The following is a 26,648-nucleotide window of genomic DNA, read 5'->3' as shown; positions in this document are numbered from 1 at the left end:
TAAAGTCGATTCGAAACGGCGCCTAGCGCCGTTTTTTTGCGTGAGAGAGCGAGCTTTTACTGCCAAGCAGGACATTTTGCCCAATTGGCACATATAGTGTTAATAAGGACACGAGCAGCTCTAATCGGAAGCGTGGTGAACGATCGATGAAAATTTCGGATTTTCAGACGAAGGATGTTATCAATATCGTCGACGGCCGCAAGCTGGGGCAGGTCAGCGACCTGGAGCTCGATTTGCGGCAAGGGCGCATCGATTCTATCGTTGTGCCGAATTACTCGAGATTTTTCGGCTTGTTTGGCAGCGGAACGGATGTCGTGATCCCATGGCGGAATATTGTGAAAATCGGAACGGATGTCGTGCTCGTTCGTATAGACGATGCGAAGGTGTACCGGACCGAAGAGGAAGATGTACAGGTTCGCTGAGGCGGCATGCAGCTTGGCCTTGCGGGCGGTCGATCTCTCGCTCGCAAGGAGGCTGCCCTGCGTGGTACACTGTGATTTGAGGTGAATGGGGAAAATGGAACCGTTTGTGCAAGGGGATAAACATGCTGATGCAGCGAAGAGTCCTTCGCTTTTTTTATTGTGGGCAAATAAGTTTAATGGCGTGACGGCAGGTTTTTCCGGGCGCGAAGGCGGCGGCAGCGGGATGCCGTGGCAATCGCTCAATTGCGGGTTGCACGTGGGGGACGTGCACGAGGATGTCGTGCGCAACCGCAGCCTGCTGACCGATGCGCTTGGTTGGCCGTTCGAGGCCTGGACATGCGCGGAACAGGTACACGGCAATCATGTGCACATCGTGAAAGCGGAAGACCGGGGCAAAGGCAGGGAAAGCCGTGCGTCGTCGATTGCCGATGCCGACGCGCTCGTAACAATCGAGAAGAACGTGCTCCTTACCTCCTTCTATGCCGATTGCGTTCCATTGTACTTCTACGATCCGGCGCGCGAGGTCGCAGCCTTGGCCCATGCAGGCTGGAAGGGCACCGTGCTCGAAATTGCGCGATTGACGGTGGAACGGATGGCTGACGAATTCGGATGCGACCCGGCGACGATCCAAGCGGGGATCGGGCCTTCGATCGGAATGTGCTGTTATGAGGTGAACGATGTCGTGCTTAACCGCGTTAGGCCGCTTATCGCCGCAATGAAGCTGGATCCGGCCTCGATCATCGAGCCGACGGAGGAAGGAAAAGCCAGGATCAACTTGAAAGAATTGAACCGACAGATTATGATAAAGGCAGGAATTTTGCCGAGCCATATCGAATGTTCAGAGTGGTGTACCGGCTGTTCGACGAACCTCTTCTTTTCTCACCGGATGGAAGGCGGAGCGACGGGCAGGATGGTAAGCTGGATTGGCATGAAAGAAGGAGACAAGTAAGGCGTGACATTATCGCAGCGCATTAGTGAAGTGGAACGAAGGCTGGAGGAGGCCTGCGCTAGAAGCGGCCGGCTTCGTTCCGAAATCGAATTGATCGCAGTAACGAAGTACGTTGGCGTGCCTGAGACGCAAGCGGTGCTCCGTCAGGGGCTCGTCCACATGGGCGAGAACCGCTGGCAGGACGCGGCGGCGAAGTGGAACGCCATTTCAGGCAGCAAGTGGGACGAGAGCAGGGAGAACGCGCCTGCCGGACAAGCCGTATGGCATTTCATCGGATCGCTGCAAACGAACAAGGTTAAAGAAGTCATCGGGAAATTTACATACATCCATTCATTGGACAGGCTGTCATTGGCACAAGCTATTCAACGCAGAGCCGAGCAGCTTGAGATCAAAGTGCCATGCTTTATTCAAGTCAACGTTTCGGGGGAAGAAAGCAAGCACGGGCTTCGGTCCGAGGAGCTGATTTCGTTTGCGAAGCAGCTCGCGGACTTTCCGCATATCGAGCCGGTCGGGCTTATGACGATGGCACCGCTGGACGGCGATGCCGAGCAGTCCCGGCCATTCTTTCGCGGACTAAGAGAGCTTCGCGACGAGCTGAACCGCACTGCGGTACTCCGGCAGCAAGTAAAAGGCCTTTCGATGGGCATGTCGGGTGATTTCGAGGTTGCCGTCGAGGAAGGCGCAACTTGGCTAAGACTCGGCTCGGTGCTGGTCGGCCACAGCTAGTCTTAAGCATAGCGGCAGCGAAAGGAAAGCTAAATAAGCAGGAAAGAAGGCGAGCGGCATGATGAATAAGTTTATGAATTTTCTAGGGCTGCAAGAGGAAGAGGAAGTCGTAGAACGCGAACGTGTCGATCAGCATGAAGAGCAAGAAGTTGAAACTTCTCCATTCGAGCAGCGTAAACAATCTAAAGGTAATAATATCGTCAGCATTCATTCTCAGAAGAATGTGCGCGTCATTCTGAACGAGCCGCGTTCCTACGAGGAAGCGCAGGATATTGCGGATCATCTTCGCTCGCGCCGTTCGGTCGTCGTTAATTTGCAGCGTGTCCGCTCCGATCAGGCCGTGAGAATCGTTGATTTTCTCAGCGGCACGATCTATGCGCTGAACGGCGGAATCTCGAAGCTGGGTCCAAATATTTTTCTCTGCACCCCGGATTCGGTTGAAATTCAAGGCGCAATTACAGAAATGCTGACAGACGAGACAGACTACAAAAAAATGAGGTGACCTTGAATTGAACGTGGCAGATCTAATAATGACCTTGTCTCAAATCTATACGTACATGATTATCGCTTACGTGCTGCTATCCTGGCTGCCGAGCCTGCGCGAAAGCTTCATCGGCGAACTGCTGGGCAAGCTGGTTGAACCGTATTTGGCTCCGTTCCGCAGATTTATTCCATCCATCGGCGGTGTAATCGACATCTCCCCGATCGTTGCCTTGTTTGCTCTTCGCTTCGTGGCACTCGGACTGATTTCGGTCATCGAAATGTTCGTCTAATGAAGAACGATATTTACGTCCATTTTCATCCGGATGAGCGTCCCTTTGTGGACCGCGCATCGGAATGGGTCGAACGCGCCGCTTTCGGCCATGAAGTGAAGGTAACGGACTTTCTTGATCCAAGGCAGGCCGAGATCGTGACGTCGCTTGTAAACCGCCGGCCGGATGTCGCGTTACGTTTGACAGGCGGCTATGCAGGCGCGGAGCGGAAACGGGCGATCATCACGCCGGATTACCGCGACCCGGAGAACGAGCCGGAGGGGATCGCAGTCATTGCGGTCACCGGCGGCACGCAAGGCCATTTGGAACTCGATCACGGCGATTATTTGGGAGCATTGCTCGGCCTTGGCATCAAACGGGACCGGATCGGCGATCTTCATGTCCATGAAGACGGCTGCCACTGCCTCGTCGTCGAAGAAATAGCCGATTATATCAATATTCAGTTGCGGCAAGTCCACCGCGTTCATGTCCTCACGGACATCCTCCCGCTGCAGCAGCTGCGTCCCGCAGCTCAAGCCATGGAGGAGATGAGCTTATCGGTGGCTTCTTTGCGTCTGGATGGCATCGCAAGCGATGTACACCGGATCAGCCGATCCAAGATCGTGGATCCGATTAGAGCCGGACGGTGCCGGGTTAATTGGAAAGTAGAAGAGGATCCATCCGCTCAGCTTAAGGCTGGCGACGTAGTTTCCATGCAGGGGCTTGGCCGTTTTAAAGTGCTTCTTGTTGAGGGTGTTACGAAAAAAGGCAGACTTCGGGTCAAAGTCGGCAAATTTATCTAATCGTTTGCAGGAATATGGCTCTATCTGTCGAAATAGACAGTAACTCAGGAAGGATAATGCTGCAGGCGCTTATCCCATTCGGGGATGCCCATCAGCCGATCCCCTTCGATCACAATCAGGAGGTGCGCCAATGCCGCTAACGCCATTGGACATACATAACAAGGAATTTGGCAGACGTCTTCGCGGATATGATGAAGATGAGGTGAATGAATTTCTTGATCAAGTCATTAAAGACTATGAGGCGCTCATTCGCGAAAACAAAGAAATTCAGAACCAGGCACTTGCGCTGCAAGAGAAGCTGAATCATTTTGCCAATATTGAAGAAACGCTAAGCAAGACGATCATCGTCGCGCAGGAAGCAGCGGACGAAGTAAGAAACAATGCGAAGAAGGAAGCGCAGCTGATCGTAAAGGAAGCGGAGAAGAACGCGGATCGTATCATTAACGAGTCGCTAAGCAAATCCCGCAAAATCGCGCTTGAAGTGGAAGAGCTCCGCAAGCAAGCCTCGATCTACCGCGCAAGATTCCGGACGCTCGTAGAAGCTCAGCTGGAACTGCTCAGCCATGAGAGCTGGGATACGCTGGATAGCCATGGGCCTGAAAGGCAAGTAAGCATGACTACTGAGCTGGCGCGCGGCATTTAAATATTTTTTACGTAATGTTTGACAATTGTTTTGGAATGGCGTATAAATGGTAATAATCAATCTATATGATGAGTTCGTTGACGAGAACGAGTACGTTTCTGTAAACTCCCCAGAGAGCCGGTACATGCTGAAAGCCGGTGTGTGAACAGATGCGGAAGATCCTCTCTGAGAAGCGCTGCCGAACCTTATGGACGCCATAAGAAGTAAGCGACGCCGGACGTCCACCGTTACATGGAACTCGGATGCATGCATCCGTGACGAAGGTGCCAAGCACAGCGGCGCTTCCTTGGTTTTCTCATTTGAAGCCGGGGATAGGGGCTGGATTGGAACAAGGGTGGTAACGCGAGATATAGTCTCGTCCCTTTTTGGGGACGGGGCTTTTTTATTTTTTGCGAGAATGAAAGGGGTTTGATCGTATGCAACGCGTCGATGTCAAAGAGAAAGCGAGAAGCCGGGATCAGCGGGTTCTGGCCAAATGGAGAGAGGAAGAAACGTTCAAGCAGTCGATTACGAGCCGGGAAGGCAAGCCGAACTTCGTCTTCTACGAAGGGCCGCCGACCGCGAATGGCGCGCCGCATATCGGCCACGTTCTGGGTCGTGTCATCAAGGACTTTATTTGCCGGTACAAGACGATGGACGGCTACCGCGTCGTGCGCAAAGCAGGATGGGACACGCACGGTTTGCCTGTTGAGCTTGGCGTGGAGAAACAGCTGGGCATCTCCGGGAAGCAAGAAATCGAGAACTACGGCGTTGAAGCGTTTATTAAGAAATGCAAAAACAGCGTGTTCGAATATGAGCGGCAATGGCGCGAGCTGACGGAAGCGATCGGCTATTGGACGAATATGGATGATCCCTATATTACGCTCGACAATAACTACATTGAGAGCGTATGGCATATTTTATCGACCATTCACGGCAAAGGACTGTTGTACCGCGGCCACCGCGTAAGCCCATACTGCCCTTGCTGCCAAACGACGCTAAGCTCGCACGAGGTTGCTCAAGGCTATGAGGACGTGAAGGACCTTAGCGCTACGGTGAAATTTAAGCTCGCAGACTCGGATGAGTTCGTATTGGCGTGGACGACAACGCCTTGGACGCTTCCGGCCAACGTTGCGCTAGCCGTTAATCCGAACTTGACGTATGCCCGCGTATTGAAAGACGGCCAAGTGTTCTTCGTGGCTGAAGCGCTTGTCGAAAGCGTCATGAAAGGCGAGTACGCCGTTCAATCGACCGTCAAAGGCGCAGAGCTGCTGGGCAAGAAATACGAGCCGCCGTTCAAATACGCGCAAGTGGAGAATGGCCACTTCATCATTCCGGGCGAGTTTGTCAGCGATACGAGCGGTACGGGTATCGTTCACATCGCGCCGGCGCACGGCGATGACGACTACAAGGTCGCGCGCGCGAATGGCGTCAGCTTCCTGAACGTCGTTGACAGCGCTGGCCGCTATGTAGACGTCGTGACGGATTTGGCGGGTCGCTTTGTGAAGGAATGCGACGTCGACATCGTTAAAATGCTCAGCGAGCGCGGCTTGCTGTTCTCCAAAGAGCGCTACGAACACAGCTATCCGTTCTGCTGGCGCTGCAAAACGCCTCTCATTTACTATGCGACAGACAGCTGGTTCATCGAAACGACTGCCGTGAAAGATCAGCTGATCGCGAACAACGCGGGCGTGGAATGGTATCCGTCCCACATTCGCGAAGGCCGATTCGGCAAGTTCCTGGAAGACTTGGTCGACTGGAACATCAGCCGGAACCGCTACTGGGGAACGCCGCTCAACGTCTGGATTTGCGACAGCTGCGGCGGTCAGCATTCGCCGGGCAGCCGGGCGGAGCTGGTGAAGCGTTCCACGACGCCGATCTCTGAGGATATCGAGCTTCACAAGCCTTATGTAGACGAAGTTAAGCTGCACTGCCCGCATTGCGAAGGCGGCGTCATGACTCGTACCTCCGAGGTGGTGGACGTTTGGTTCGACAGCGGCTCCATGCCGTTCGCGCAGTACCATCAGCCGTTCGAAAATCAAGACGTGTTTGCGGAGCAATATCCGGCGGACATCATCTGCGAAGGGATCGACCAAACGCGCGGCTGGTTCTTCAGCTTGCTCGCCGTATCCACGCTGTACAACGGCAAAGCGCCGTATAAAGCCGTTATTTCCACCGGCCATATTCTGGACGAAAACGGCCAGAAGATGTCCAAGTCGAAAGGCAACGTCATCGACCCTTGGGAAATCATCAATGAGTACGGAACGGACGCCTTCCGCTGGGCTTTGCTCGCCGACAGCGCGCCGTGGAACAGCAAGCGCTTCTCGCGCGGGATCGTAGGCGAAGCGAAATCGAAGGTCATCGATACGATCGTCAACACGCATGCGTTCTTCGCGTTGTATGCTTCGATCGACGGCTATGATCCGTCCGCTCAGCCGGCGCGCGTATCCGGCAACAAGCTGGACCGCTGGATCGTATCCCGCTTGAACAGCTTGACGGCGCAAGTGAACAAAAGCTTGGCTGTGTACGACTTCCTCAATGCCGCGAAAAGCATCGAGACCTTCGTAGACGAGATGAGCAACTGGTACATCCGGCGTTCCCGTGACCGTTTCTGGGGAAGCGGGCTGACGGACGACAAGCTCGACGCTTACGGCACGCTCCGTAACGTATTGCTGACCGTTTCGCGTCTGATTGCGCCGTTCGCGCCGCTCGTCGCCGAAGATGTGTACACGAATCTTGACGATGGCAGCAGCGTCCATCTTGCCGACTATCCTAAGGCAGATGAAGCGGCGATCGACGAAACGCTGGAGCGGGACATGGAAACAGCCAGACAAATCGTCGAGCTGGCCCGCAACGTCCGCAACGAAACCGGCATCAAGACGCGCCAGCCGCTGTCCGAGCTGATCGTGGCGCTGGACAATGAATTTGATCTGACGCCGTACGAAGCGATCATCAAGGATGAAATCAACGTGAAATCCATTACGATCGCAAGCGGCGATACCGGCTTTGTTGATTTTGCGTTCAAGCTGAACCTTAAAGCAGCGGGCAAGAAGTACGGCAAGCATGTCGGACCGATCCAAGGCTACCTGAAGTCGCTGACGCCGGAGCAAACGAGCGAGATCATGAAGGCCGGCGCGGTATCTTTCACATCGGCGGAAGGCGAAGCGTTGGAAATCGCGCTGGATGAGCTTCTGGTGGAGAAGCAGGCGAAGTCGGGTTTTGCGTCGGCGTCCGGTTATAACCTGACGGTGGCGATCAACACCGATATCACGCCTGAGCTGGAGCAGGAAGGTTTGGTCCGCGAAGTGATCCGCGCGGTGCAGGATACGCGCAAGAAGCTGGATCTGCCGATCGAAATGCGCGTGCATCTGGTGCTCGACGCAGACGCAGAGCTGCTCGCGGCGCTGCAGGCGTTCGAATCGGTGCTCTTCGAAAGCGTGCTGCTTCGCAGCGTGGAGTATGCGAGCCAGCCGGATATGGAACGCGTTTCGCTTGGCGATAAAGAGATTGGAATTAACATCGTCAGGGTATAGTAACCTCATAGCAGCAAACAACACGAACGCCCATGGAGACGTCGGCGAGCGGCTTTTTGCCGCTTGTTCCGAACGCTTCATGGGCGTCGTTCATATCTGTTTGGGAGCGCTAGGAGGGAATATCACGACATGACGGAAGAGAATAAAGATCTAGTCGGTGTCAGGCATGCCATGGACGCGCTGGAAAAACGGCTGCAGAAGGTAGTCAGCGAGATGGAGCGTTCGCAAATTGCCGACTATGTGCTTCTGCTGAACCGTCCATATTCGTTGATGTGGCGCAACTTATTGGGCGGTACGGCGAGAGGCGTCGGCATTGCGATCGGATTTACCTTCTTCGCCGCCACGATTCTATATGTGCTGCAGTTGCTCGGCGCGCTTAACTTGCCGATCATCGGCGACTACATAGCGGATATCGTCCGTATCGTGCAGCATCAGCTGGAAGGGAAGGCCTATTAATCGAAAGAAAGCCGAAAGCTAGGCCTTCGTTACTCTTTTTCCAGCATATGATCGCCTTCTTCATGGTCCATGTAATCATAATATTGCTGATTGCGCACTACACTTACATGCTTGCCCGTAATATCCGTCGCCAAGAAGCTTTCGAGCGGCTCCACATAGCCATCGGCTTCGTCCGCTTCGATGCCGATTTCGTCGTAGTTGCGGACATTTGCATTCTCGGAAGTGGCCGGCGATTCGGAGGTGCCCCAGCTTTCGACGATTTGCCATGCATCCTCGCCGTCAAAGCCGTTGTAGCCGTCCTCGTGATCATCCATGCTTGTACGGCCGAAGCCTGGGTACAGATATTCCTCTTCAACGGGACGGCGTTCAGATATATCCTGTCTTGGCGAATGCGCGGTGCAGTAAAGAGTATCGGGCAATGCCTGCAGCCGTTCGAACGGGATCGAATTGCCGCAAGTACGGCATTTGCCGTAGATTCCGTCGTCGATGGCCGACAGCGCGGCTTCGATCCGGCTAAGATGCAGCTCTTCTTGCTCGTGCAGCGCAAGATCCTTGCCGCGTTCGTACGTTTCGGTAGCCGCGTCCGCGGGATGGTTGTCGTAAGACGACAGATCGCCGGACTCATCCTTGAGCGAGGACGAGAAGCCGTAGTGCTCGCTGCTGGCAAGCCGCTGCTCGATCGCGGCTTTCTCCACGACAAGCTGGCTGCGAAGGTCGCGGAGCTGGGAATTGGTCAGGTTCGTCATGATGAGAGCCCTCTCTTCCTGTATGGCATGATGACTGCTTTTCTGTCGTTAGTTTCTCTAATCGGACGCCGTTTTAGAGACGGGCATTCATGGATAAACTGGCAATGATGATCGCAAATTAGCCTAGTCTGTACGTACATTCCTATGCTACAATGTTGTGGACAAGGGGGCATATGCGATGAAATATTATTACTATTGGCTGGCAGTCTTGGTATTCGTAATTGACTATGTGACGAAAAAATGGGTTGAAAACAGCCTGACGATCGGTGAAACAAAGCATGTGCTCGGGGATTTCTTTATTTTGACTTCCATCCGGAACAAAGGCGCCGCATTCGGCATTTTGCAGGAGCAGCGTATATTGTTTATCCTGATTACGTTAGTCGTAGTCGGGGGTATCGTGTGGTATATGACCAAGAACCATGATACGGGCAGGAAGCTGCTGCTTGGAGGACTGGGCCTAGTGCTTGGAGGCGCGCTCGGCAATTTCCTGGAGCGTGCGCTTTATGGCGAGGTCGTCGATTTTCTGCAATTTACGTTCGGCAGCTACGTATTCCCGATCTTTAACATTGCCGACACGGGTATTTGCATCGGCGTAGGGATGATTTTGCTGGATGCGATCCTCACTTCGAAGAATGAGAACGGAGATTCAAATGAACGAGAAGAAGAACCAAACGGACAGTCAGGACACCAGTTTATACAATGATGAAGCGATGAGCTTCACAGCGGGCGACGCGGATGCCGGCGAACGGCTGGATAAATACGTGACCGAAAGCATAGAAGAAGGCACCGTCTCCCGTACGATGGTACAGGAGTGGATTAAGGGAGGCGCGGTGCTCGTTAACGGGCGCCAAGTCAAATCGAACTATAAACTAGCCGTGGCCGACGTGGTCACGGTTATTATTCCTGAGCCGGAAGAAGCGGTCATCGAGCCGCAAAATATCCCGCTTGACGTTGTGTATGAAGACAGCGACGTCATCGTGATCAACAAGCCGCGGGGGATGGTCGTTCATCCGGCGCCGGGCCATTACTCCGGGACCGTCGTTAATGCGTTGATGTACCACTGCAAGGACTTATCCGGCATTAACGGCGTTCTTCGACCGGGCATCGTGCACCGGATCGATAAAGATACGTCCGGACTGATCATGGCTGCAAAGAACGATTTGGCACATGCCTCTCTTGCGGCACAGCTAAAGGCGCATACGGTAACCCGCAAGTACCTTGCGCTCGTGCATGGCACGATGCCGCATGAGCATGGAACCGTGGATGCGCCGATCGGACGCGATCCGCAGGACCGCAAGCTGTTTACGGTTATTCATAGGGGCAGCAAGGAAGCCGTCACTCACTTTCAAGTGGTCGAACGGCTAGGCGATTTCACGCTGCTGGAGCTGCAGCTGGAGACGGGCCGCACGCATCAAATCCGCGTACATATGAAATACATCGGACATCCGCTGGCCGGGGATCCTGTTTACGGCCGGAACAAGACAATCGGGTTGAAGGGGCAGGCATTGCACGCAGCCGTACTCGGCTTCGATCATCCGCGGACAGGCGAATATCTGGAATTCAGGGCGCCGATTCCGGCGGACATGGAGCATGAGCTGATGATTTTGCGTCAACGGTAAATGTGGAAAAGTGCAAACTTTTCGCCATATTCTTTATGTGGTTCGCGACTTTCGTTACGGTATGATGGATGCAAACTGTAAGCATGTGAATCCGAAAGGTGAGATGACGAAATGACCCAAATCAACCACAACTATACGCTGCTTCAAGGCAGCTACTTGTTCTCCGAAATCGCAAAGCGCCGTACGAAATTTATGCAAGACAACCCGAATGCGCAAATCATCAGCCTTGGAATCGGCGACGTTACGCGCGGCCTGCCGGATGCCATTACGAAAGCGATGCACGACGCTGTCGACGAGCTGTCGAACCCGAGTACGTTCCGCGGTTACGGTCCGGAGCAAGGCTACGACTTCTTGATCAACGATATCATCAATAACGATTACAAAGCGCGCGGCATCGATATCGCGACGAACGAGGTTTTCGTAAGCGACGGCTCGAAATGCGACGTCGGCAACATTCAAGAAATTTTCAGCCAGGATGCGGTCATTGCGGTTCAAGACCCGGTCTACCCGGTTTACGTGGACACGAACGTAATGGCGGGCCGTTCCGGCAAGTTCAATAAAGAAACGAACCAATACGAGAACATCGTTTACTTGAAATGCGACGCTTCGAACAACTTCACGCCAAGCCTGCCGGACCGCAAAGTCGACCTGATCTACTTGTGCTACCCGAACAATCCGACAGGGATGACGCTCTCGAAGGAAGAGCTGAAGCGTTGGGTCGATTTCGCGAAAGCGAACGACTGCATCATCCTGTACGATTCGGCTTATGAAGCGTTCATTCAAGAAGCGGACGTGCCGCGCAGTATCTATGAGATCGAAGGCGCGAAGGAAGTGGCGATCGAATTCCGCAGCTTCTCGAAGACAGCGGGCTTCACAGGCGTGCGCTGCGCATACACGGTCGTGCCTCGTGAGCTGAAAGCGAAAGATGCGGACGGCAACGCAGTGCTTGTCAACGACCTGTGGAACCGCCGCCACACGACGAAATTCAATGGCGTATCTTATGTGACACAGCGCGGTGCGGCAGCGATCTACACGCCGGAGGGCAAAGCGCAAATCGCGTCCATCATCGACTACTACATGACGAATGCAGGCATTATCCGCGAAGGTCTTGCTTCGCTCGGCCTGGAAGTATTCGGCGGCGTGAACGCGCCTTACATCTGGCTGAAAACGCCGAACGGCCTCGACTCGTGGGCATTCTTCGACAAGCTGTTGTCCGAAGCGAACATTGTCGGCACGCCGGGTGTCGGTTTCGGCCAAGCCGGTCAAGGCTACTTCCGCCTGACGGCATTCGGAAGCCGCGAAAATACGGAAAAAGCAGTTGAACGGATCACGAAGCTTAGCTTGTAAGATCAGAAACTTACCTCGCCGCCCTTTAGCGGCGAGGTAAGTTTTTTCATTTTGGCCTATGCGCAAAAGAACCTTGACAGCTTTTGTCGAACGTGGCATAATTCTTTTGATAAACAATATGTACCTTTAATTCAGTCCAGAGAGGCTGGCAAGGTAACGTTAATCGTTTATTCGACCTATAGCAGGACAACTTCCCGCTGGCGCTGCGTGCGCAAGCGGAGCTTGTCTAACCGCTGAGGTCCGTATAATAAACGGTGAAACTCCTTGCGCACTCTGCAAGGAGTTTTTTTTGTGACAATTGATCTTGCTATGGATTCAAGGAGGCGAAAGAAGCGCATGGATGAGCAGCATCGGATCATTATGGATGAGACGGCTATCCGCCGCGCGCTGACTCGAATCGCCCATGAAATTGTCGAAAAGAACAAGGGCATCGACAATTGCGTGCTTGTCGGCATTCGGACGCGCGGTATCTATCTCGCACAGCGAATCGCAGAACGGATTCACGAAATCGAAGGACATCCGGTGGAAGTGCACGAGCTCGACATCACCTTGTACCGCGATGACCGGGAAACCAGCGCAGACGCTGCCGTTGGCAATAAAGCTGCTGTAAATGTCAAGAATAAACGTGTCATTCTGTTCGATGACGTGCTTTACACGGGCAGAACGATCCGCGCCGCTATGGACGCTTTGATGGACTGCGGCAGGCCGCAGTCGATCCAACTGGCCGTCCTGGTAGACCGCGGACACCGCGAGCTGCCGATCCGGCCGGATTATGTAGGCAAAAACGTACCGACCTCTAAACAGGAGCAAATCGAAGTGTTTCTCCGGGAAGTGGACGAGAACGACCAAGTGACGATCATCCATTAAGGGGGTAGGCTTTACAATGACAACCACTACATTGGTCAGGCAGCGAAGCTTGCTTGGACTTAAGGAACTTAGCAAAGAAGAAATCAGCTCGATTCTGGATCGCGCCGCCTACTGGGAAGCGAATCCGAATAAGATCGAACCGGTTGCGCAAGGAAAATTCGTTGCCAACATGTTCTTCGAGAACAGCACGCGAACGAGATTTTCCTTCGAGGTCGCTGAGAAGCGGCTTGGCGCGGAAGTGCTGAACTTCTCCGCGGCAGTCTCCAGCGTACAGAAGGGCGAATCGATCTACGATACGGTCCGTACCTTGGAATCGATGGGCATCGACGCAGGCGTGATCCGGCTGAAGCCGATCGGCTTGCTGGCGGAGCTGGCCAAGAAGATCAAGGTGCCGTTAATCAACGCCGGCGACGGAAACAACGAGCATCCGACTCAGGCGCTGCTCGATCTCTATACGATGCGCAAGCAATTCGGCGAACTTAAAGGGCTGAACGTATCGATCGTCGGCGATATTATGCACAGCCGGGTTGCACGCTCTAATCTATATGCGCTGCAAAAGTTCGGTGCGAATGTCCGTTTCTGCGCGCCCGATAATATGAAAGCGGCAGAGCTTGACGCTCCTTATGTGTCGATGGAAGAAGCGCTTCGCGCAGACGTCATCATGATGCTTCGGGTACAGCTCGAACGCCACGAGAGCGGGATGATCAATTCCGCCGAGGCATACCGCGAGCATTTCGGCTTGACGGAAGAGCGCGCGGCAACGATCGCCCCACACGCCATCATCATGCACCCGGCGCCGATCAACCGCGACGTGGAAATCGACGATTCGCTCGTCGAGCACCCGCAATCGCGCATCTTCCCGCAAATGTCGAACGGCGTCCCGATTCGCATGACGGTCATCGAGAGAGCACTATCTTAATTAAGCGAGGAAGCCGAAAGGAGAAACGAACATGGCAACATGGATTTTAAACGGTCTCGTTTGGGACGAACAAACAGGTAACACGGCACGCAAGCATGTCCGGATCGAGAACGGGCGGATCGCCGCGATTGCCGATGCGGCTTCCGGCGAGCCTGATACGGCTGGCCACGATATCATTGACGCAAGCGGAAAGCTGGTCTCCGCAGGGTTTATCGACATGCACGTCCATCTGCGCGAGCCGGGCTTTGAATATAAAGAAGATATTGCGAGCGGCACGCGCTCTGCGGCAAAAGGCGGCTTCACAACGATCGCCTGCATGCCGAACACGCGGCCTGTCATCGATACGCCGGAAACGGTGCGCTACATACTGGATAAGGCGAAGAGCGCCGGCATCGTCAATGTGCTCCCGTATGCAGCGATCACGAAGAACGAACTCGGCCGCGAGCTGACGGACTTCGCAGCGTTGAAGGAAGCGGGCGCGATCGGGTTTACCGATGACGGCGTCGGCGTCCAGAACGCGCAAATGATGAAGGATGCGATGAACCTCGCCGCTTCGATGGGCATGCCGGTCATCGCCCACTGCGAGGATGACTCGCTGGTCGTCGGGGCAGCGGTAACCGAAGGCAAATTCGCGAAGGAGAACGGGCTTAAGGGCATTCCGAACGAGTCCGAAGCGATTCACGTCGGCCGCGATATTTTGCTGGCGGAAGCAACGGGCGTTCACTACCATGTCTGCCACGTAAGCACGGAGCAATCCGTACGGCTGATCCGCATGGCGAAGCAGCTCGGCATCAAGGTAACCGCGGAGGTTTGCCCGCACCACTTGATTCTCTCGGACGAGGACATCCCAGGCATGGATGCCAATTGGAAAATGAACCCGCCTCTTCGGACTCCGCGCGACGTGCAAGCGGTGATCGAGGGCATCGAAGACGGCACGCTCGACATGATCGTTACCGACCATGCGCCGCACAGCTCCGAAGAGAAAGCGCGCGGCATGCAGCTTGCGCCATTCGGCATCGTCGGCTTCGAGACGGCCTTCCCGCTGATGTACACGAAGTTCGTCAAGACGGGCAAATGGACGCTCGGCTTCCTGCTGCAGCGCATGACGGCCGATCCGGCCCGCGTCTTCGGACTTCGCAGCGGCGTGCTGGAAGCAGGCGCACCGGCCGATCTGACGATCGTTGATCTGGAGAATGAACGAGAGGTCAATCCGGAGAGCTTTGCTTCGAAGAGCAAGAATACGCCGTTCGGAGGCTGGAAGCTATCTGGCTGGCCGGTCGCAACCATCGTTGACGGCAATGTCGTTTGGTCTGAACTGTAAACATAGATAAGCAACTTGAAACCTAGGAGTGATACGGATGCAAGCAAGATTGTTATTGGAGGACGGCACGCTGTTTACGGGTCTCAGCTTCGGCGCTGAAGGCCAATCCGCCGGCGAGGTTGTTTTTAATACAGGCATTACAGGCTACCAAGAGGTGCTTTCCGATCCGTCCTACTGCGGACAGATCGTTACGATGACATACCCGCTGATCGGCAACTACGGCATCACGCGCGACGATTTCGAAGCGGTTCGCCCTTACATCCACGGCTTCGTCGTACGCCGCCATGAGCCGGCGCCAAGCAACTGGAGAGCGGAATACACGCTTGACAACTTACTGAAGGAATACGGCATTCTCGGCATCAGCGACATCGATACTCGGATGCTGACGCGCAAGCTTCGCCACTATGGTACGATGAAAGGCATGCTGACGACTGGCAACGAGCGTATTGAAGAGCTTGCAGAGCGCCTGAACATGACGACGCTGATGCGCGACCAAGTAGCCCGCACGTCGACGAAGGGCGTTTTCTCGAGCCCTGGCGACCGCGAACGGATCGTACTGGTCGATTTCGGCGCGAAGAGCGGCATTCTACGCGAATTGACGAAGCGCGGCTGCGACGTCGTCGTCGTTCCGCACGACACGACCGCAGAACAAATCCGCCGCCTGAAGCCTGACGGTATCCAGCTGTCCAACGGCCCTGGCGACCCGAAGGATGTTCCTTACGCGGTAAAAATGATTCAAGAGCTGCTTGGCGAATATCCGATCTTCGGCATTTGCCTCGGTCATCAGCTGTTCGCGCTCGCATGCGGCGCCGATACGGCCAAGCTGAAGTTCGGCCACCGCGGCGGCAACCATCCGGTGAAGGAGCTGGCTTCCGGCCGCTGCTACATCACTTCGCAAAACCACGGCTATACGGTTCTCGAAGATTCGGTTAACGGCACTAAGCTTGAAGTGACGCATATCAACAACAACGACAAGACGATCGAAGGCTTGAAGCACAGCGTGCACCCGGCATTCTCGGTTCAATACCACCCGGAAGCGGCGCCTGGTCCATTCGACTCCAGCTACCTGTTCGATCAATTCCTGGATATGATCCGCACACATAAAAGAAACAACCCGCAAAAACCGCGTCAAGCTCAATTGGCGGCATCGTTGAGAGGAGAGCTGCAGTATGCCCAGAAATAATAAGCTGAAAAAAATTCTCGTGATCGGTTCCGGCCCAATCGTCATCGGCCAAGCCGCCGAGTTCGACTACGCCGGCACGCAAGCTTGCCAAGCGCTTAAAGAAGAAGGCTACGAGGTTGTCCTTATTAACAGCAACCCGGCTACGATCATGACGGATACGAACATGGCCGACAAAGTGTACATCGAGCCGATTACGCTTGATTTCGTTACGCAAATCATTCGCCAAGAGCGTCCGGACGGCTTGCTGCCGACGCTCGGCGGCCAAACCGGCCTGAACATGGCGGTAGAGCTGGCGCGTGCAGGCGTGCTTCAGCGCGAAAACGTGCAATTGCTCGGTACGCAGCTGACGGCTATCGAGAAAGCGGAAGACCGCGACTTGTTTCGCGATCTGATGCGCGAGCTGGAACAGCCGGTACCGGAGAGCGTTATTGTTACGACGGTACAGGAAGCGGTTGATTTTGCTAACGAAATCGGCTATCCGATCATCGTTCGTCCTGCGTACACGCTGGGCGGAACAGGCGGCGGCATTTGCGCCAACGAAGCTGAACTGCTCGAAATCGTCGCATCCGGTATCCGGTACAGCCCGATCGGCCAATGCTTGATCGAGAAATCGATCGCTGGCATGAAAGAAGTCGAGTACGAGGTTATGCGAGACGCGAACGACAACTGCATCGTTGTGTGTAACATGGAGAACTTCGACCCGGTAGGCGTTCACACAGGCGATTCCATCGTCGTGGCGCCAAGCCAAACGCTGTCCGACCGCGAGTACCAAATGCTTCGTTCGGCATCGCTAAAAATTATCCGTGCGCTGAACATCGAAGGCGGCTGTAACGTACAGTTCGCGCTTGATCCGTTCAGCTACCAATACTACGTCATCGAGGTTAACCCGCGCGTAAGCCGCTCGTCGGCGCTTGCATCCAAAGCGACGGGCTACCCGATCGCGAAGATGGCGGCGAAAATCGCAATCGGCTACACGCTTGACGAAATCGTCAATCCGGTAACCGGCCAAACTTACGCTTGCTTCGAGCCGACGCTCGACTATATCGTTTCGAAAATTCCGCGCTGGCCGTTCGATAAATTTACGTCCGCGAACCGGAAGCTGGGCACGCAAATGAAAGCGACGGGCGAAGTGATGGCGATCGGCCGCACGTTCGAAGAGTCCATGCATAAAGCGGTCCGTTCCTTGGAAATCGGCACGCACCGGATTCATCTGAAGGAAGCGGTTGAGCTGCAAGACGATGTGCTGCGCATGCGTCTGCAGAAGCCGGACGACGAGCGGATGTTCCTCGTTGCCGAAGCGTTCCGCCGCGGCTACAAGCTGCAGGAGATTCAAGACCTGACGAAGATCGACTGGTGGTTCCTCGATAAAATCGAAGGCATCGTCGCATTCGAAGGCGAGCTGCGCAATGCGGCTGTTCTGACGAACGAACTGCTCTACGCGGCGAAGCGCAAAGGCTTCTCCGACCGTTCGATCGCGGAAATCCGCAGCGAAGGCAAGCAATCGACGTTTACGAACGAGCTAGATATCCGTCAGCACCGCATCGCGCAAGGGTTCAAGCCGGTTTACAAGATGGTTGATACGTGCGCGGCAGAGTTCGAAGCGACTACGCCGTACTACTACTCGACTTATGAAACAGAGAACGAAGTAACGGAAACAACCAAACAAAAGGTGCTCGTGCTTGGCTCCGGCCCGATCCGGATCGGCCAAGGCATCGAGTTCGACTACTCGACCGTTCACGCGGTATGGGCGATCCAGAAAGCCGGCTACGAAGCGGTTATTATCAACAATAACCCGGAGACGGTTTCGACGGACTTCAGCACATCCGACCGGCTGTATTTCGAGCCGCTCTTCTTCGAAGATGTCATGAACGTCATCGAGCAAGAGAATCCGATCGGCGTAATCGTTCAATTCGGCGGACAAACCGCCATCAACCTTGCAGCGCCGCTTACGAAAGCAGGCGTCCGCATTTTGGGATCCAGCCTCGAGAGCATCGATGCGGCGGAAGACCGTAAAAAGTTCGAAGCGCTTCTGACCGAGCTGAACATCAAGCAGCCTAAAGGTACGACCGTCACTTCCGTCGACGAAGCGGTTGTCGCGGCACAAGGCCTTGGCTATCCGGTGCTCGTTCGCCCGTCGTACGTCCTTGGCGGACGCGCTATGGAAATCGTCTACTCCGACGAGGAGCTTCTGACTTACATGGCGCAAGCCGTGAAAATCAATCCGGAGCATCCGGTACTGATCGACCGTTACATGCTGGGCAAAGAAGCCGAGGTTGACGCGATCTGCGACGGCGAGACCGTTCTGATCCCGGGCATCATGGAGCATGTCGAGCGCGCAGGGGTTCACTCCGGCGACTCCATCGCCGTGTACCCGCCGCAATCGATCTCGAATGAATTGCAGCAGAAGATGGTCGACATTACGATCAAGATTGCCAAAGGCTTGAACGTAATCGGTCTGGTCAACATCCAGTTCGTTATCTTCCAAGACGAGGTTTACGTGATCGAGGTGAACCCGCGCTCCTCGCGTACGGTTCCGTTCCTCAGCAAAGTGACGAACATTCCGATGGCGAACCTGGCGACGAAAGCCATTCTTGGCGAAAAGCTTGCGAGCCTGGGCTATGAAACAGGTCTGTGGCCGGAAGAAGATTATGTATCGGTTAAAGTACCGGTATTCTCCTTCGCGAAGCTGCGCCGCGTCGACCCGACGCTGACGCCGGAGATGAAATCGACGGGCGAAGTTATGGGCCGCGATCAGCAATATGCGAAAGCACTTTACAAAGGCTTGGTAGGCGCGGGCATGCGTATCCCGCCGACAGGCTCCATCATTGCTACGGTTTCGGACAAAGATAAGCCGGAAGCGATCGAGATTTTGCGCGGCTTCTACGAGCTGGGCTATAACATCATCGCTACGGGCGGCACCGCAAAGGCGCTGGATGAAGCCGGACTGAAGGTTCAGCACGTGAACAAGCTGAGCGAAGGCTCGCCGAACATTCTCGATCTGATCCGCGACGGCCAAGCGCACTTCGTGGTGAACACGCTGACGAAGGGCAAGACGCCTGAGCGCGACGGCTTCCGGATCCGCCGCGAAGCGGTTGAGAACGGCGTTGTATGCATGACGTCGCTCGATACGGTACGCGCGTTGCTCAACATGCTGGAGACGATCAACTTCTCCTCGCGTCCAATGCCGGTTTTGGCGCAAAAATAAGCATTGCAAGGGCCGTAACAGGCCGCGAAAGCCTGCCTTCCAGCAGGCTTTCGCCATGCCTGTACGAATGAAAGGGGCAGCGGCAGATGAAACTTAACAGAGAGCAGGCGGCGGGCCGCATTATGGTCGCGCTCGACTATCCGGATGCGGCGTCGGCGGAGGCGCTCGTTCGCAGCCTGGAAGGCATTCCTTGCTTCATGAAGGTCGGCATGCAACTGTACTATGCGGCAGGTCCGGATTTTGTAAGGAGCTTGAAGGAGCGAGGCTATAAAGTATTTCTCGATTTGAAGATGCATGATATTCCGAACACGGTCAAAGGCGGCGCGAACAGCATCACGAAGCTTGGCGTCGACGTGTTCAATGTGCACGCGGCGGGCGGGGTGCAGATGATGAAAGCCGCTATGGAAGGCGTGGAGCAGGCGCTTGCGGGCGACGCTAAGCTTCAGCCGCCGTTAGTCATTGCCGTCACGCAGCTGACGAGCACCAGCCAGCAAGTGCTGAACGAGGAAATCGGCATCGGCGGCTCGGTTCAAGATGCGGTCGTCCGGTATGCTCAGCTCGCCAAGGAAGCTGGACTTGGCGGCGTAGTTGCTTCGCCGCAGGAGGTTCAACTGATTAAAGCGGCTTGCGGAACCGAATTCCGCACCATTACGCCTGGGATCCGTCCGGCGGGTGCCGATCTGAACGACCAAACCCGCATTATGACACCAAGTCAAGCGCTGCAGCAGGGGACCGATTATATGGTCATCGGCCGTCCGATCACGGCAGCTGCCGATCCGCGACAAGCGCTGGAATCCATCATTGAGGAGCTGATCTAGAATGAGTACACAACTATTGGAGCAACTGCCGCGCGAGATCGCCAAGGGTCTTCTGCAAATCAATGCCGTCGCCCTGCGTCCGAATGAGCCGTTCACTTGGACAAGCGGCATGAAGTCGCCGATTTATTGCGATAACCGTCTAACGATGTCGTATCCGGAAATCCGTGAACTGATCGCAGAAGGCTTCGCAAGCGTCATCCGTGAGCAATTCCCGGATTGCGAAGCGGTGGCCGGCATTGCGACGGGCGGCATCCCGCACGCCGCATGGGTGGCGCACAAGCTGAACCTGCCGATGCTCTACGTGCGCGACAAAGCGAAGGGCCATGGCAAAACGAATCAAATCGAAGGACACTTCAAGCCAGGCCAGAAAGTTGTTCTCATCGAGGATCTGATTTCCACGGGCGGCAGCTCCTTGAAGGCGGCAGTCGCGGTTCGCGAAGCCGGATGCGAAGTGCAAGGCGTCGTAGCCATCTTCACGTACCAGTTCCCGAAAGCGGCAGCGGCCTTCGAGGAAGAAGGCATTCCGCTCGCGACGCTGTCGAACTATTCGGCGCTGATCGAAGTCGCTGCCGAGCAAGGCATCGTGCACAACAGCGATATCGCGCTGCTGCAATCGTGGCGCGAGAATCCGCAAGCGTTTGGCGTTTAAACGAAAAAAAATCCGAAGCGTATGCTTCGGATTTTTTTTATGTCGGTTCTATACTTCGGTGCCAGGAATTAGGCATCCGCACAGTCCATTAGTTATTCACCTACGTATCTTGAATCACGAGTCAAATTAGTTTGAAAAACTACCTTGAAGGAGCGTGATATCCAATGTCATTTATTCCGCCTCCGCCGCCTCATCCCCCTGCATTCGTGCAACCAGACCCCTGTTTATTTCAAATAACGTATGTTCGGCTTACGACCGGAGATAGCTTTTGGTATTACCCAACGAGTGTTGAGCGCTTTTTAGTTTCAGGCTATAGATGGTTCGGCGCATTCTGGAGGTATTTCCAATTTAATCCAATCTATGTTTCTTCAATGAATTGTCCTCCAATCCCCACTCTTTTCTGAACATACTTTGACAGGTTATTTTTCCGCTTATTTTACTTCGACCGTGACTTCCGCCCAAATCGATTCGGCCGGTTCGGCTCCGGGATAGGAGGAGCGATTGTATACCAGCTTGGCATCGTGATTCATGATTCTGCGAATCGGTTATATTTAGCTAACGCGCCTCATAGGCTAGCTTATACCAAATAAGAGATTGCGAGGAAGCCTGCATGGATAAGAGATTTGAACGGCTGCTCAAATCGACCGAGGATTTGCTGTGCCGTGTGCGCATATATGACCGGAACTCGGAACGAAGCGATGAAATTACTCAAATGGACGAAGCCTGCGGTATAATGAGCCGGGCTTATCATAGCACGCAGCACTGCGACGAGCGCAGCTTAGAGCACCTAGCCGTTCGACTGCAGCAGATCCGGGTTCGGGTCATTACGATGATGGAGGATCTGCTTCATCCGGCTTGATTGCCTGTTGACAGGCTAAGCGAAAAAAAGTATTGCCAACCGCACGAAGGGCTGGTAATATGTTACATCAAACGGAAGGGTTTCTAGGGATCCGCATCAGGCGAACCGAGCGAAACCGGCTATGGACGATACGTCACGCTACACCGTAGGGATAAAAGACCTTCGGCAAGTTCCGCCTTACACGAATAAGGCGATGCTTGCGGGAGGTCTTTTTTGCTTTAGCGGAGTACCGTACGAGAACAGGGGGAGTTATGGTCATGTCAACAGTCGCATTACAAACGCATGGACTAAGCAAGAGCTTTGCGGTTAAACGGAAGGCAGCCGGATTATCGGGCAGCCTTCGCTCGTTATGGCATCCGCAGTGGGAGGAGAAGGTCGCGGTCAAGCGCATTGATCTCAAGGTCGATCGAGGCGAGCGGGTCGCCTTCCTTGGGCCGAACGGCGCAGGGAAATCGACGACGATCAAAATGCTGACCGGCATTCTCCATCCGACCTCCGGCGAAGCGGAGGTGCTGGGATTAACGCCATGGCGCGAACGGACGAAGCTGGCTTTTCGGATCGGCGCCGTCTTTGGGCAAAAATCGCAGCTGTGGTACCACCTGCCCCCGATCGATACGTTCGACTTGATTAGCCGGATCTACGAACTGAAACGCAGCGAATACTTGGCGAGGCGGGCGGATTTAATCGATCGGTTCGAATTGGGGCCTTACTTGGACATCCCCGTACGAAAGCTATCGCTCGGCGAACGGATGCGCTGCGAAATCGCGGTTTCCTTTCTGCACAGGCCGCAGCTTCTGTTCCTCGACGAGCCGACGATCGGTCTCGATGTCGTCGTGAAGCAGCGCATCCGGGAGCTGGTGCTCGAGGCCAACCGGGTGGAAGGGACGACCGTTTTCCTGACTTCTCACGATGCCGGAGATATGGAGGAGCTTTGTTCGAGGGCGGTCGTTATCCATCATGGCGGCATTTTGCTGGATGCGCCGGTTGATCGGCTGAAACGGGAGGTGCTGAGCCGTAAAATCATATCACTCACCTTATCCTCCAGCTTCGAGGCCGGCACGCTTCCAGACTTGCCTGGCACGGAACTCATGGAATCGGAAGGGCGGAGGCTGAAGCTGGCTGTCGATCTGAAGCAGACCGGCATCGAATCGGTAGTCAGCGCCTTGATCGGCAAGTTCAGGCTTGACGATATGACGGTGGAAGACCCGCCGATGGAAGAGATCATCACGCATATCTATGGATCGGGAGGGTAGCGTCATGATAGATCGGAAGATGCAATCCGTATTATCGCTGAAGAGCAAAAAGGCGGGCGCCGTCGCAACCATTACGCTTCGTCAGCAGCTGGCTTACAAGACCGATTTCATCATGCGGTCAACGTTTCTGCTGCTCATTCTGTTCGTGTTCGTTCAGCTATGGAGCTCTGCTTATGAAGGAGATAGGACGCGTATCATCGACGGCTACACGCTGAAGCAGATTATCTGGTATTTGGTGTTCACAGAGGCGATAACCATGGGCGTGCCCTCCTTGTGCTCCCTCATTGAGAACGAGGTAAAGAACGGCGATATTGCGATCCGGCTAATTCGGCCCATCTCCTATGTGGGGTACCACTATGCGGCTTATTTGGCGGAAGCGGTGTTTCGGTTCTTTATCCATTTGGCGGTCGGCAGCATCATTGCATGGACGTTCGTAGGTCCGCCGTCATTCGGCTGGGGCTGGGCAGGCTTGTTCTCGCTCACGCTCGGCGCGATTTCGATCGCATTTCTGCTGAATATGGTCGTAGCCCTATGCGCCTTCTGGGTCGAGGAGACGCGAGGTATGGAATTCGTTCTGCATAAGCTGCAGTTTACGGTCGGCGGGATGCTGCTGCCGCTCGATCTGATGCCGGAATGGCTGCAGCGCATCTGCTCCTGGCTGCCGTTCCAGGCCATGCTGTATTTTCCGGCGCGGACGGCCGTTAATTACGGTTCGGCTTCCCTGCTGCAGCAAGCGGCGATTCAGGCGGGCTGGATTGCCGTGCTGGCCGTCTGCACCGTCATGATGTACAGGAAAGGAGTGGCAAAATTGCATGTCAACGGCGGATAACGAATCCAGGCAGGCACAGACGGCGCTAGGCACGCTGCGGTTTCTGCTCACTTGCTGGAAGGTCAATTTGGCTTCGGCAATGGAATACCGGCTAAGCTTCTTTTTACTGGCCGGCATGATGTTCATTAACAACTTTATGTGGCTGTTCTTCTGGAGCTTGTTCTTTCACCGGTTCCCTGTGGTCAACGGTTGGAGTCTGTCCGACGTCATGATGCTATGGGCCGTCGGGGCGGGAGGCTTCGGATGGGCGAATATGATGTTCGGCAATTTCCACCGCATTGCGCCGATCGTTTCCGGAGGCCAGCTCGACGTGTACCTGTCGCAGCCGAAGCCCGTGCTGCTGCATGTGTTGGCGAGCCGGATGTCAGTAACGGCAGCGGGCGATTTTTTGTTCGGCCTCGCCGTATATGCCTGGGTAGGGGAGCATACCTTGTCCGGAGGCTTGCGGTTTGCCGCAGGCTTGCTCATTAGCGGACTTATTTTCATGGGCGTCATGATCATTGCCGGCAGTTTCGCGTTCTTCTTCGGCAATTCGGAGGGCATCGCGTCGCAAGTGTTCAACAGTTTCGTGGCGCTATCAACGTATCCGGCCGATATCTTTCGCAGCGTGGCGAAGGTGCTCTTGTTCACGCTCGTTCCGGCGGGATTCATCAGCTATTTGCCGATCGGCTTGCTGCGGGACTATAATTCCGGCTTCGTCTGGCAGGCAGCCGGCATGACCGTCTTTCTGTTGGCGGCGGGAAGCCTGCTTTTCAGGGCGGGGCTGAAGCGTTATACGTCGGGGAATGCCATTGCAATGCGGGGCTAGAGAGCGGGTCGCGGCCGATTTTGAAATGTAAAAGCTTCTTTATCAATTATTTAACGAAATTGGCAGTTCGGCCCGTAACTTTTTTCCTGTTTGCGCCGTCTAAACGATAGCTAGATTAAAGTTTTTTAATAGGAGAGGGGGTCTCTGCACGGCGATGGGATGGTGGGGAAGCAAGCAAGCATCGACAGAGGCTGTCGATGCAGTAGAGACATACGAAACGGCTGCCGCGCAAGCGCCGGCAGACGCAACGAAACCGCTTCTCATCGTAGAAGCGGTTGAGCGCACCTTCCAGGTGGGCGGCCAGCCGCTGCACGTGCTCAAAGGCATCCATATGGAGCTGAAGCCGCGGCAGCTCATTATGCTTCGCGGGCGTTCCGGTTCCGGCAAAACGACGCTGCTTAATATGATCGGCGGGCTCGATCAGCCGACCAGAGGCCATATTTTTTTTCAGGATCGGCCCTTTCACCGCATGGGCGACGATGAACGAACGAAAGTCCGGCGCAAGCACATCGGGTTTATTTTTCAAGCGTATGCTTTGATGCCGCTTCTGTCCGCCTATGAGAACGTCGAGCTGTCGCTGCGCATGGCCGGCGTTCCGGGACAGGAATGGAAGAAGCGGGTGGAGCATTGCCTGGAGCTGGTGGGACTGGCGAAACGGATGCATCACCGTCCGTTCGAGCTGTCCGGCGGGGAACAGCAGCGCGTTGCGATCGCGAAAGCGATTGCCCACAAGCCGGAAATGCTGCTTGCCGACGAGCCGACGGCAGAGCTGGATTCGCAAATGGCCGCACAGATCATGTCGGTCTTCCAGACGATAATACGCACCGAGCAAGTAACGATTTGTATGACCACGCACGATCCCACGATTCTGGAGGTTGCCGATCATGTTTACGAAATGGTTGACGGGAAGTTCATTTAAGACAGCCGCCGCTGTTTTGCTGGGAGCTTCGCTTTTATTTACGAGCGGTTGTTCTTTACTACCCGATGAAGACAATGAAGAAACACTGCCTGCCATTACGCCGCCGCAAATTTCCAAGAAGCCGGAGTACGAGGTTACGACCGCTACGCTGGAGACGAAGAAGACCGCGATTGGAAAGATGATTTCGATGCAGGAGGAGACGCTTTATTTTACGCTGGACGGCAAACGGTTGAAGGACTTGAACATAAAGGTCGGGCAGAAGGTTACGGCCGGCCAAACGATCGGTTCCCTCGACGTGGACGATATGAAGAAGCAGCTTCGTTCCGACAAGCTCCAATTCTCGCGCGACGAGCTGCAGATGAAGGATACGCTCCGCAAGAAGGACGAGATGGATCCGATCGAATTCGAGCTTGCCAAAATAAGCTTCGAGGAGAAGCGCCAAAAGATGGTGGAAGCTCAGCTGGAAATCGATAAAGCGATCCTTCGGGCACCGTTTACAGGGACCGTCGTCTCGCTAAACGTCATGAAAGGCGATCTGATCAAAGCGTACGATCCCGTCTGCATTATTGCCGATACATCGCAATTGACCGCGGCGGCGAAGATGACCGCGGATGAGCTGAAGGGCGTTTCCGTCGGCATGCCGGTTGTGGTCGAGATCAGCAATGTCGGCCAGATCAAAGGCAAGGTCACCCAGCTGCCGATACTGAAGGATAACGGTGGCGGTAACGGCGGCGGTAACGGCGGCGGCGAAGGCGGAAACCAACCGGAACGTCCGGAGGATTTTCTGACCGTTAAGCTGGATAAGTTCCCTGCGGGCGTGACCCGGGGTACGCCGTTGTCGATCTCGATCATTATGAACCGCAAGGAAAACGCGATCGTCATTCCGCCATCCGCGCTTCGTTCCATCGGCTCGCGAACCTATGTGCAGGTTATTGACGAGGAGGGCAAACGCGAGGTGGATGTCGAAGTCGGGCAGCAGACCGCAACGCTGGTCGAAATCCTCCAAGGCTTGACGCCGGGACAGAAAGTCGTAGGTAGATAAA

At 54.9% G+C, this 26,648-nt stretch carries 26 protein-coding genes and 1 other annotated feature; of the genes, 25 read left to right on the top strand and 1 reads right to left on the bottom strand.

Annotated elements, in window-relative coordinates:
• The first annotated feature begins 146 nt into the window (after nucleotides 1-146).
• The 9 genes from DL346_RS14890 (at nucleotide 147) to DL346_RS14850 (ending at nucleotide 8,263) form a co-directional block, all read left to right on the top strand.
• Nucleotides 147-422, top strand: coding sequence for a YlmC/YmxH family sporulation protein (locus DL346_RS14890; RefSeq protein WP_112882858.1), 276 nt, complete (start codon nucleotides 147-149; stop codon nucleotides 420-422).
• Nucleotides 423-516: 94 nt separating this feature from the next.
• Nucleotides 517-1,371 (top strand): peptidoglycan editing factor PgeF, encoded by an 855-nt coding sequence (gene pgeF / locus DL346_RS14885; protein ID WP_112883142.1) that lies wholly within the window; start codon nucleotides 517-519, stop codon nucleotides 1,369-1,371.
• A gap of 3 nt (nucleotides 1,372-1,374) precedes the next feature.
• Nucleotides 1,375-2,097: a YggS family pyridoxal phosphate-dependent enzyme gene (locus tag DL346_RS14880; protein WP_112882857.1), complete on the top strand. Its 723-nt coding sequence runs from the start codon at nucleotides 1,375-1,377 to the stop codon at nucleotides 2,095-2,097.
• 61 nt (nucleotides 2,098-2,158) lie between these two features.
• Complete coding sequence (locus tag DL346_RS14875; protein ID WP_112883141.1) at nucleotides 2,159-2,599, top strand: cell division protein SepF; 441 nt, start codon at nucleotides 2,159-2,161, stop codon at nucleotides 2,597-2,599.
• A gap of 28 nt (nucleotides 2,600-2,627) precedes the next feature.
• Nucleotides 2,628-2,870 (top strand): YggT family protein, encoded by a 243-nt coding sequence (locus DL346_RS14870; protein WP_112883140.1) that lies wholly within the window; start codon nucleotides 2,628-2,630, stop codon nucleotides 2,868-2,870.
• Nucleotides 2,870-3,652 (top strand): YlmH family RNA-binding protein, encoded by a 783-nt coding sequence (locus DL346_RS14865; protein ID WP_112882856.1) that lies wholly within the window; start codon nucleotides 2,870-2,872, stop codon nucleotides 3,650-3,652. Before DL346_RS14870 ends, DL346_RS14865 begins: the two co-directional genes overlap by 1 nt.
• Before the next feature lie 130 nt (nucleotides 3,653-3,782).
• Nucleotides 3,783-4,295, top strand: a complete 513-nt coding sequence (locus DL346_RS14860; RefSeq protein ID WP_112882855.1) for a DivIVA domain-containing protein — start codon at nucleotides 3,783-3,785, stop codon at nucleotides 4,293-4,295.
• 68 nt (nucleotides 4,296-4,363) lie between these two features.
• Nucleotides 4,364-4,661, top strand: a binding site (T-box leader).
• Between the two features lie 50 nt (nucleotides 4,662-4,711).
• Entirely contained in the window at nucleotides 4,712-7,807 is a 3,096-nt protein-coding gene (gene ileS / locus DL346_RS14855) for an isoleucine--tRNA ligase (protein ID WP_112882854.1), read from the top strand.
• 171 nt (nucleotides 7,808-7,978) lie between these two features.
• Nucleotides 7,979-8,263, top strand: a complete 285-nt coding sequence (locus tag DL346_RS14850) for a DUF5665 domain-containing protein (protein ID WP_240633219.1) — start codon at nucleotides 7,979-7,981, stop codon at nucleotides 8,261-8,263.
• 29 nt (nucleotides 8,264-8,292) lie between these two features.
• On the opposite strand, the gene DL346_RS14845 is transcribed toward DL346_RS14850, so the two are convergent.
• Entirely contained in the window at nucleotides 8,293-9,009 is a 717-nt protein-coding gene (locus DL346_RS14845; protein WP_112882852.1) for a TraR/DksA C4-type zinc finger protein, read from the bottom strand.
• A gap of 178 nt (nucleotides 9,010-9,187) precedes the next feature.
• Between DL346_RS14845 and lspA the strand changes: the two genes are divergently transcribed.
• From lspA to DL346_RS14765, 16 genes are all read left to right on the top strand, one after another.
• Nucleotides 9,188-9,712: a signal peptidase II gene (gene lspA, locus DL346_RS14840; RefSeq protein WP_112882851.1), complete on the top strand. Its 525-nt coding sequence runs from the start codon at nucleotides 9,188-9,190 to the stop codon at nucleotides 9,710-9,712.
• 7 nt (nucleotides 9,713-9,719) lie between these two features.
• Nucleotides 9,720-10,628 carry an RluA family pseudouridine synthase gene (locus tag DL346_RS14835; RefSeq protein ID WP_240633218.1) on the top strand — a complete coding sequence of 303 codons (909 nt, stop codon included), beginning with the start codon at nucleotides 9,720-9,722 and terminating at the stop codon, nucleotides 10,626-10,628.
• A gap of 111 nt (nucleotides 10,629-10,739) precedes the next feature.
• Complete coding sequence (locus tag DL346_RS14830; RefSeq protein ID WP_112882849.1) at nucleotides 10,740-11,975, top strand: LL-diaminopimelate aminotransferase; 1,236 nt, start codon at nucleotides 10,740-10,742, stop codon at nucleotides 11,973-11,975.
• Nucleotides 11,976-12,311: 336 nt separating this feature from the next.
• On the top strand, nucleotides 12,312-12,842 hold the full coding sequence (pyrR, locus tag DL346_RS14825) for a bifunctional pyr operon transcriptional regulator/uracil phosphoribosyltransferase PyrR (protein ID WP_112882848.1): 531 nt from the start codon (nucleotides 12,312-12,314) through the stop codon (nucleotides 12,840-12,842).
• Nucleotides 12,843-12,858: 16 nt separating this feature from the next.
• Nucleotides 12,859-13,761, top strand: coding sequence for an aspartate carbamoyltransferase catalytic subunit (locus tag DL346_RS14820; protein WP_112882847.1), 903 nt, complete (start codon nucleotides 12,859-12,861; stop codon nucleotides 13,759-13,761).
• A 31-nt stretch (nucleotides 13,762-13,792) separates the two neighbouring features.
• Entirely contained in the window at nucleotides 13,793-15,082 is a 1,290-nt protein-coding gene (locus tag DL346_RS14815; protein ID WP_112882846.1) for a dihydroorotase, read from the top strand.
• 37 nt (nucleotides 15,083-15,119) lie between these two features.
• A complete protein-coding gene (gene carA / locus DL346_RS14810) occupies nucleotides 15,120-16,265 on the top strand; it encodes a glutamine-hydrolyzing carbamoyl-phosphate synthase small subunit (protein ID WP_112882845.1) in 1,146 nt (381 codons plus the stop codon).
• Nucleotides 16,252-19,470, top strand: coding sequence for a carbamoyl-phosphate synthase large subunit (carB, locus tag DL346_RS14805; RefSeq protein ID WP_112882844.1), 3,219 nt, complete (start codon nucleotides 16,252-16,254; stop codon nucleotides 19,468-19,470). Before carA ends, carB begins: the two co-directional genes overlap by 14 nt.
• A gap of 86 nt (nucleotides 19,471-19,556) precedes the next feature.
• The gene (gene pyrF, locus DL346_RS14800) at nucleotides 19,557-20,288 is read left to right on the top strand and encodes an orotidine-5'-phosphate decarboxylase (protein ID WP_112882843.1); all 732 of its coding nucleotides are present in this window, start codon (nucleotides 19,557-19,559) and stop codon (nucleotides 20,286-20,288) included.
• A gap of 1 nt (nucleotide 20,289) precedes the next feature.
• Entirely contained in the window at nucleotides 20,290-20,937 is a 648-nt protein-coding gene (gene pyrE, locus DL346_RS14795) for an orotate phosphoribosyltransferase (RefSeq protein WP_112882842.1), read from the top strand.
• Nucleotides 20,938-21,547: 610 nt separating this feature from the next.
• The gene (locus DL346_RS14790) at nucleotides 21,548-21,796 is read left to right on the top strand and encodes a hypothetical protein (RefSeq protein WP_112882841.1); all 249 of its coding nucleotides are present in this window, start codon (nucleotides 21,548-21,550) and stop codon (nucleotides 21,794-21,796) included.
• A gap of 257 nt (nucleotides 21,797-22,053) precedes the next feature.
• Nucleotides 22,054-23,049 (top strand): ABC transporter ATP-binding protein, encoded by a 996-nt coding sequence (locus DL346_RS14785; RefSeq protein WP_112882840.1) that lies wholly within the window; start codon nucleotides 22,054-22,056, stop codon nucleotides 23,047-23,049.
• A gap of 4 nt (nucleotides 23,050-23,053) precedes the next feature.
• A complete protein-coding gene (locus DL346_RS14780; RefSeq protein WP_240633168.1) occupies nucleotides 23,054-23,878 on the top strand; it encodes an ABC transporter permease in 825 nt (274 codons plus the stop codon).
• Nucleotides 23,862-24,686 carry an ABC transporter permease gene (locus DL346_RS14775; protein WP_112882839.1) on the top strand — a complete coding sequence of 275 codons (825 nt, stop codon included), beginning with the start codon at nucleotides 23,862-23,864 and terminating at the stop codon, nucleotides 24,684-24,686. The genes DL346_RS14780 and DL346_RS14775 overlap by 17 nt, the downstream gene beginning before the upstream one ends.
• Before the next feature lie 154 nt (nucleotides 24,687-24,840).
• The gene (locus tag DL346_RS14770) at nucleotides 24,841-25,605 is read left to right on the top strand and encodes an ABC transporter ATP-binding protein (protein ID WP_112882838.1); all 765 of its coding nucleotides are present in this window, start codon (nucleotides 24,841-24,843) and stop codon (nucleotides 25,603-25,605) included.
• The gene (locus tag DL346_RS14765; protein WP_112882837.1) at nucleotides 25,571-26,647 is read left to right on the top strand and encodes an efflux RND transporter periplasmic adaptor subunit; all 1,077 of its coding nucleotides are present in this window, start codon (nucleotides 25,571-25,573) and stop codon (nucleotides 26,645-26,647) included. Before DL346_RS14770 ends, DL346_RS14765 begins: the two co-directional genes overlap by 35 nt.
• Nucleotide 26,648: the final 1 nt, after the last annotated feature.

The organism is Paenibacillus montanisoli, from assembly GCF_003268025.1.
Lineage (GTDB): Bacteria > Bacillota > Bacilli > Paenibacillales > Paenibacillaceae > Paenibacillus_Z > Paenibacillus_Z montanisoli.
The sequence above is the reverse complement of the archived record's forward strand: the minus strand, read 5'-3'. Positions and strand labels throughout refer to the sequence as shown.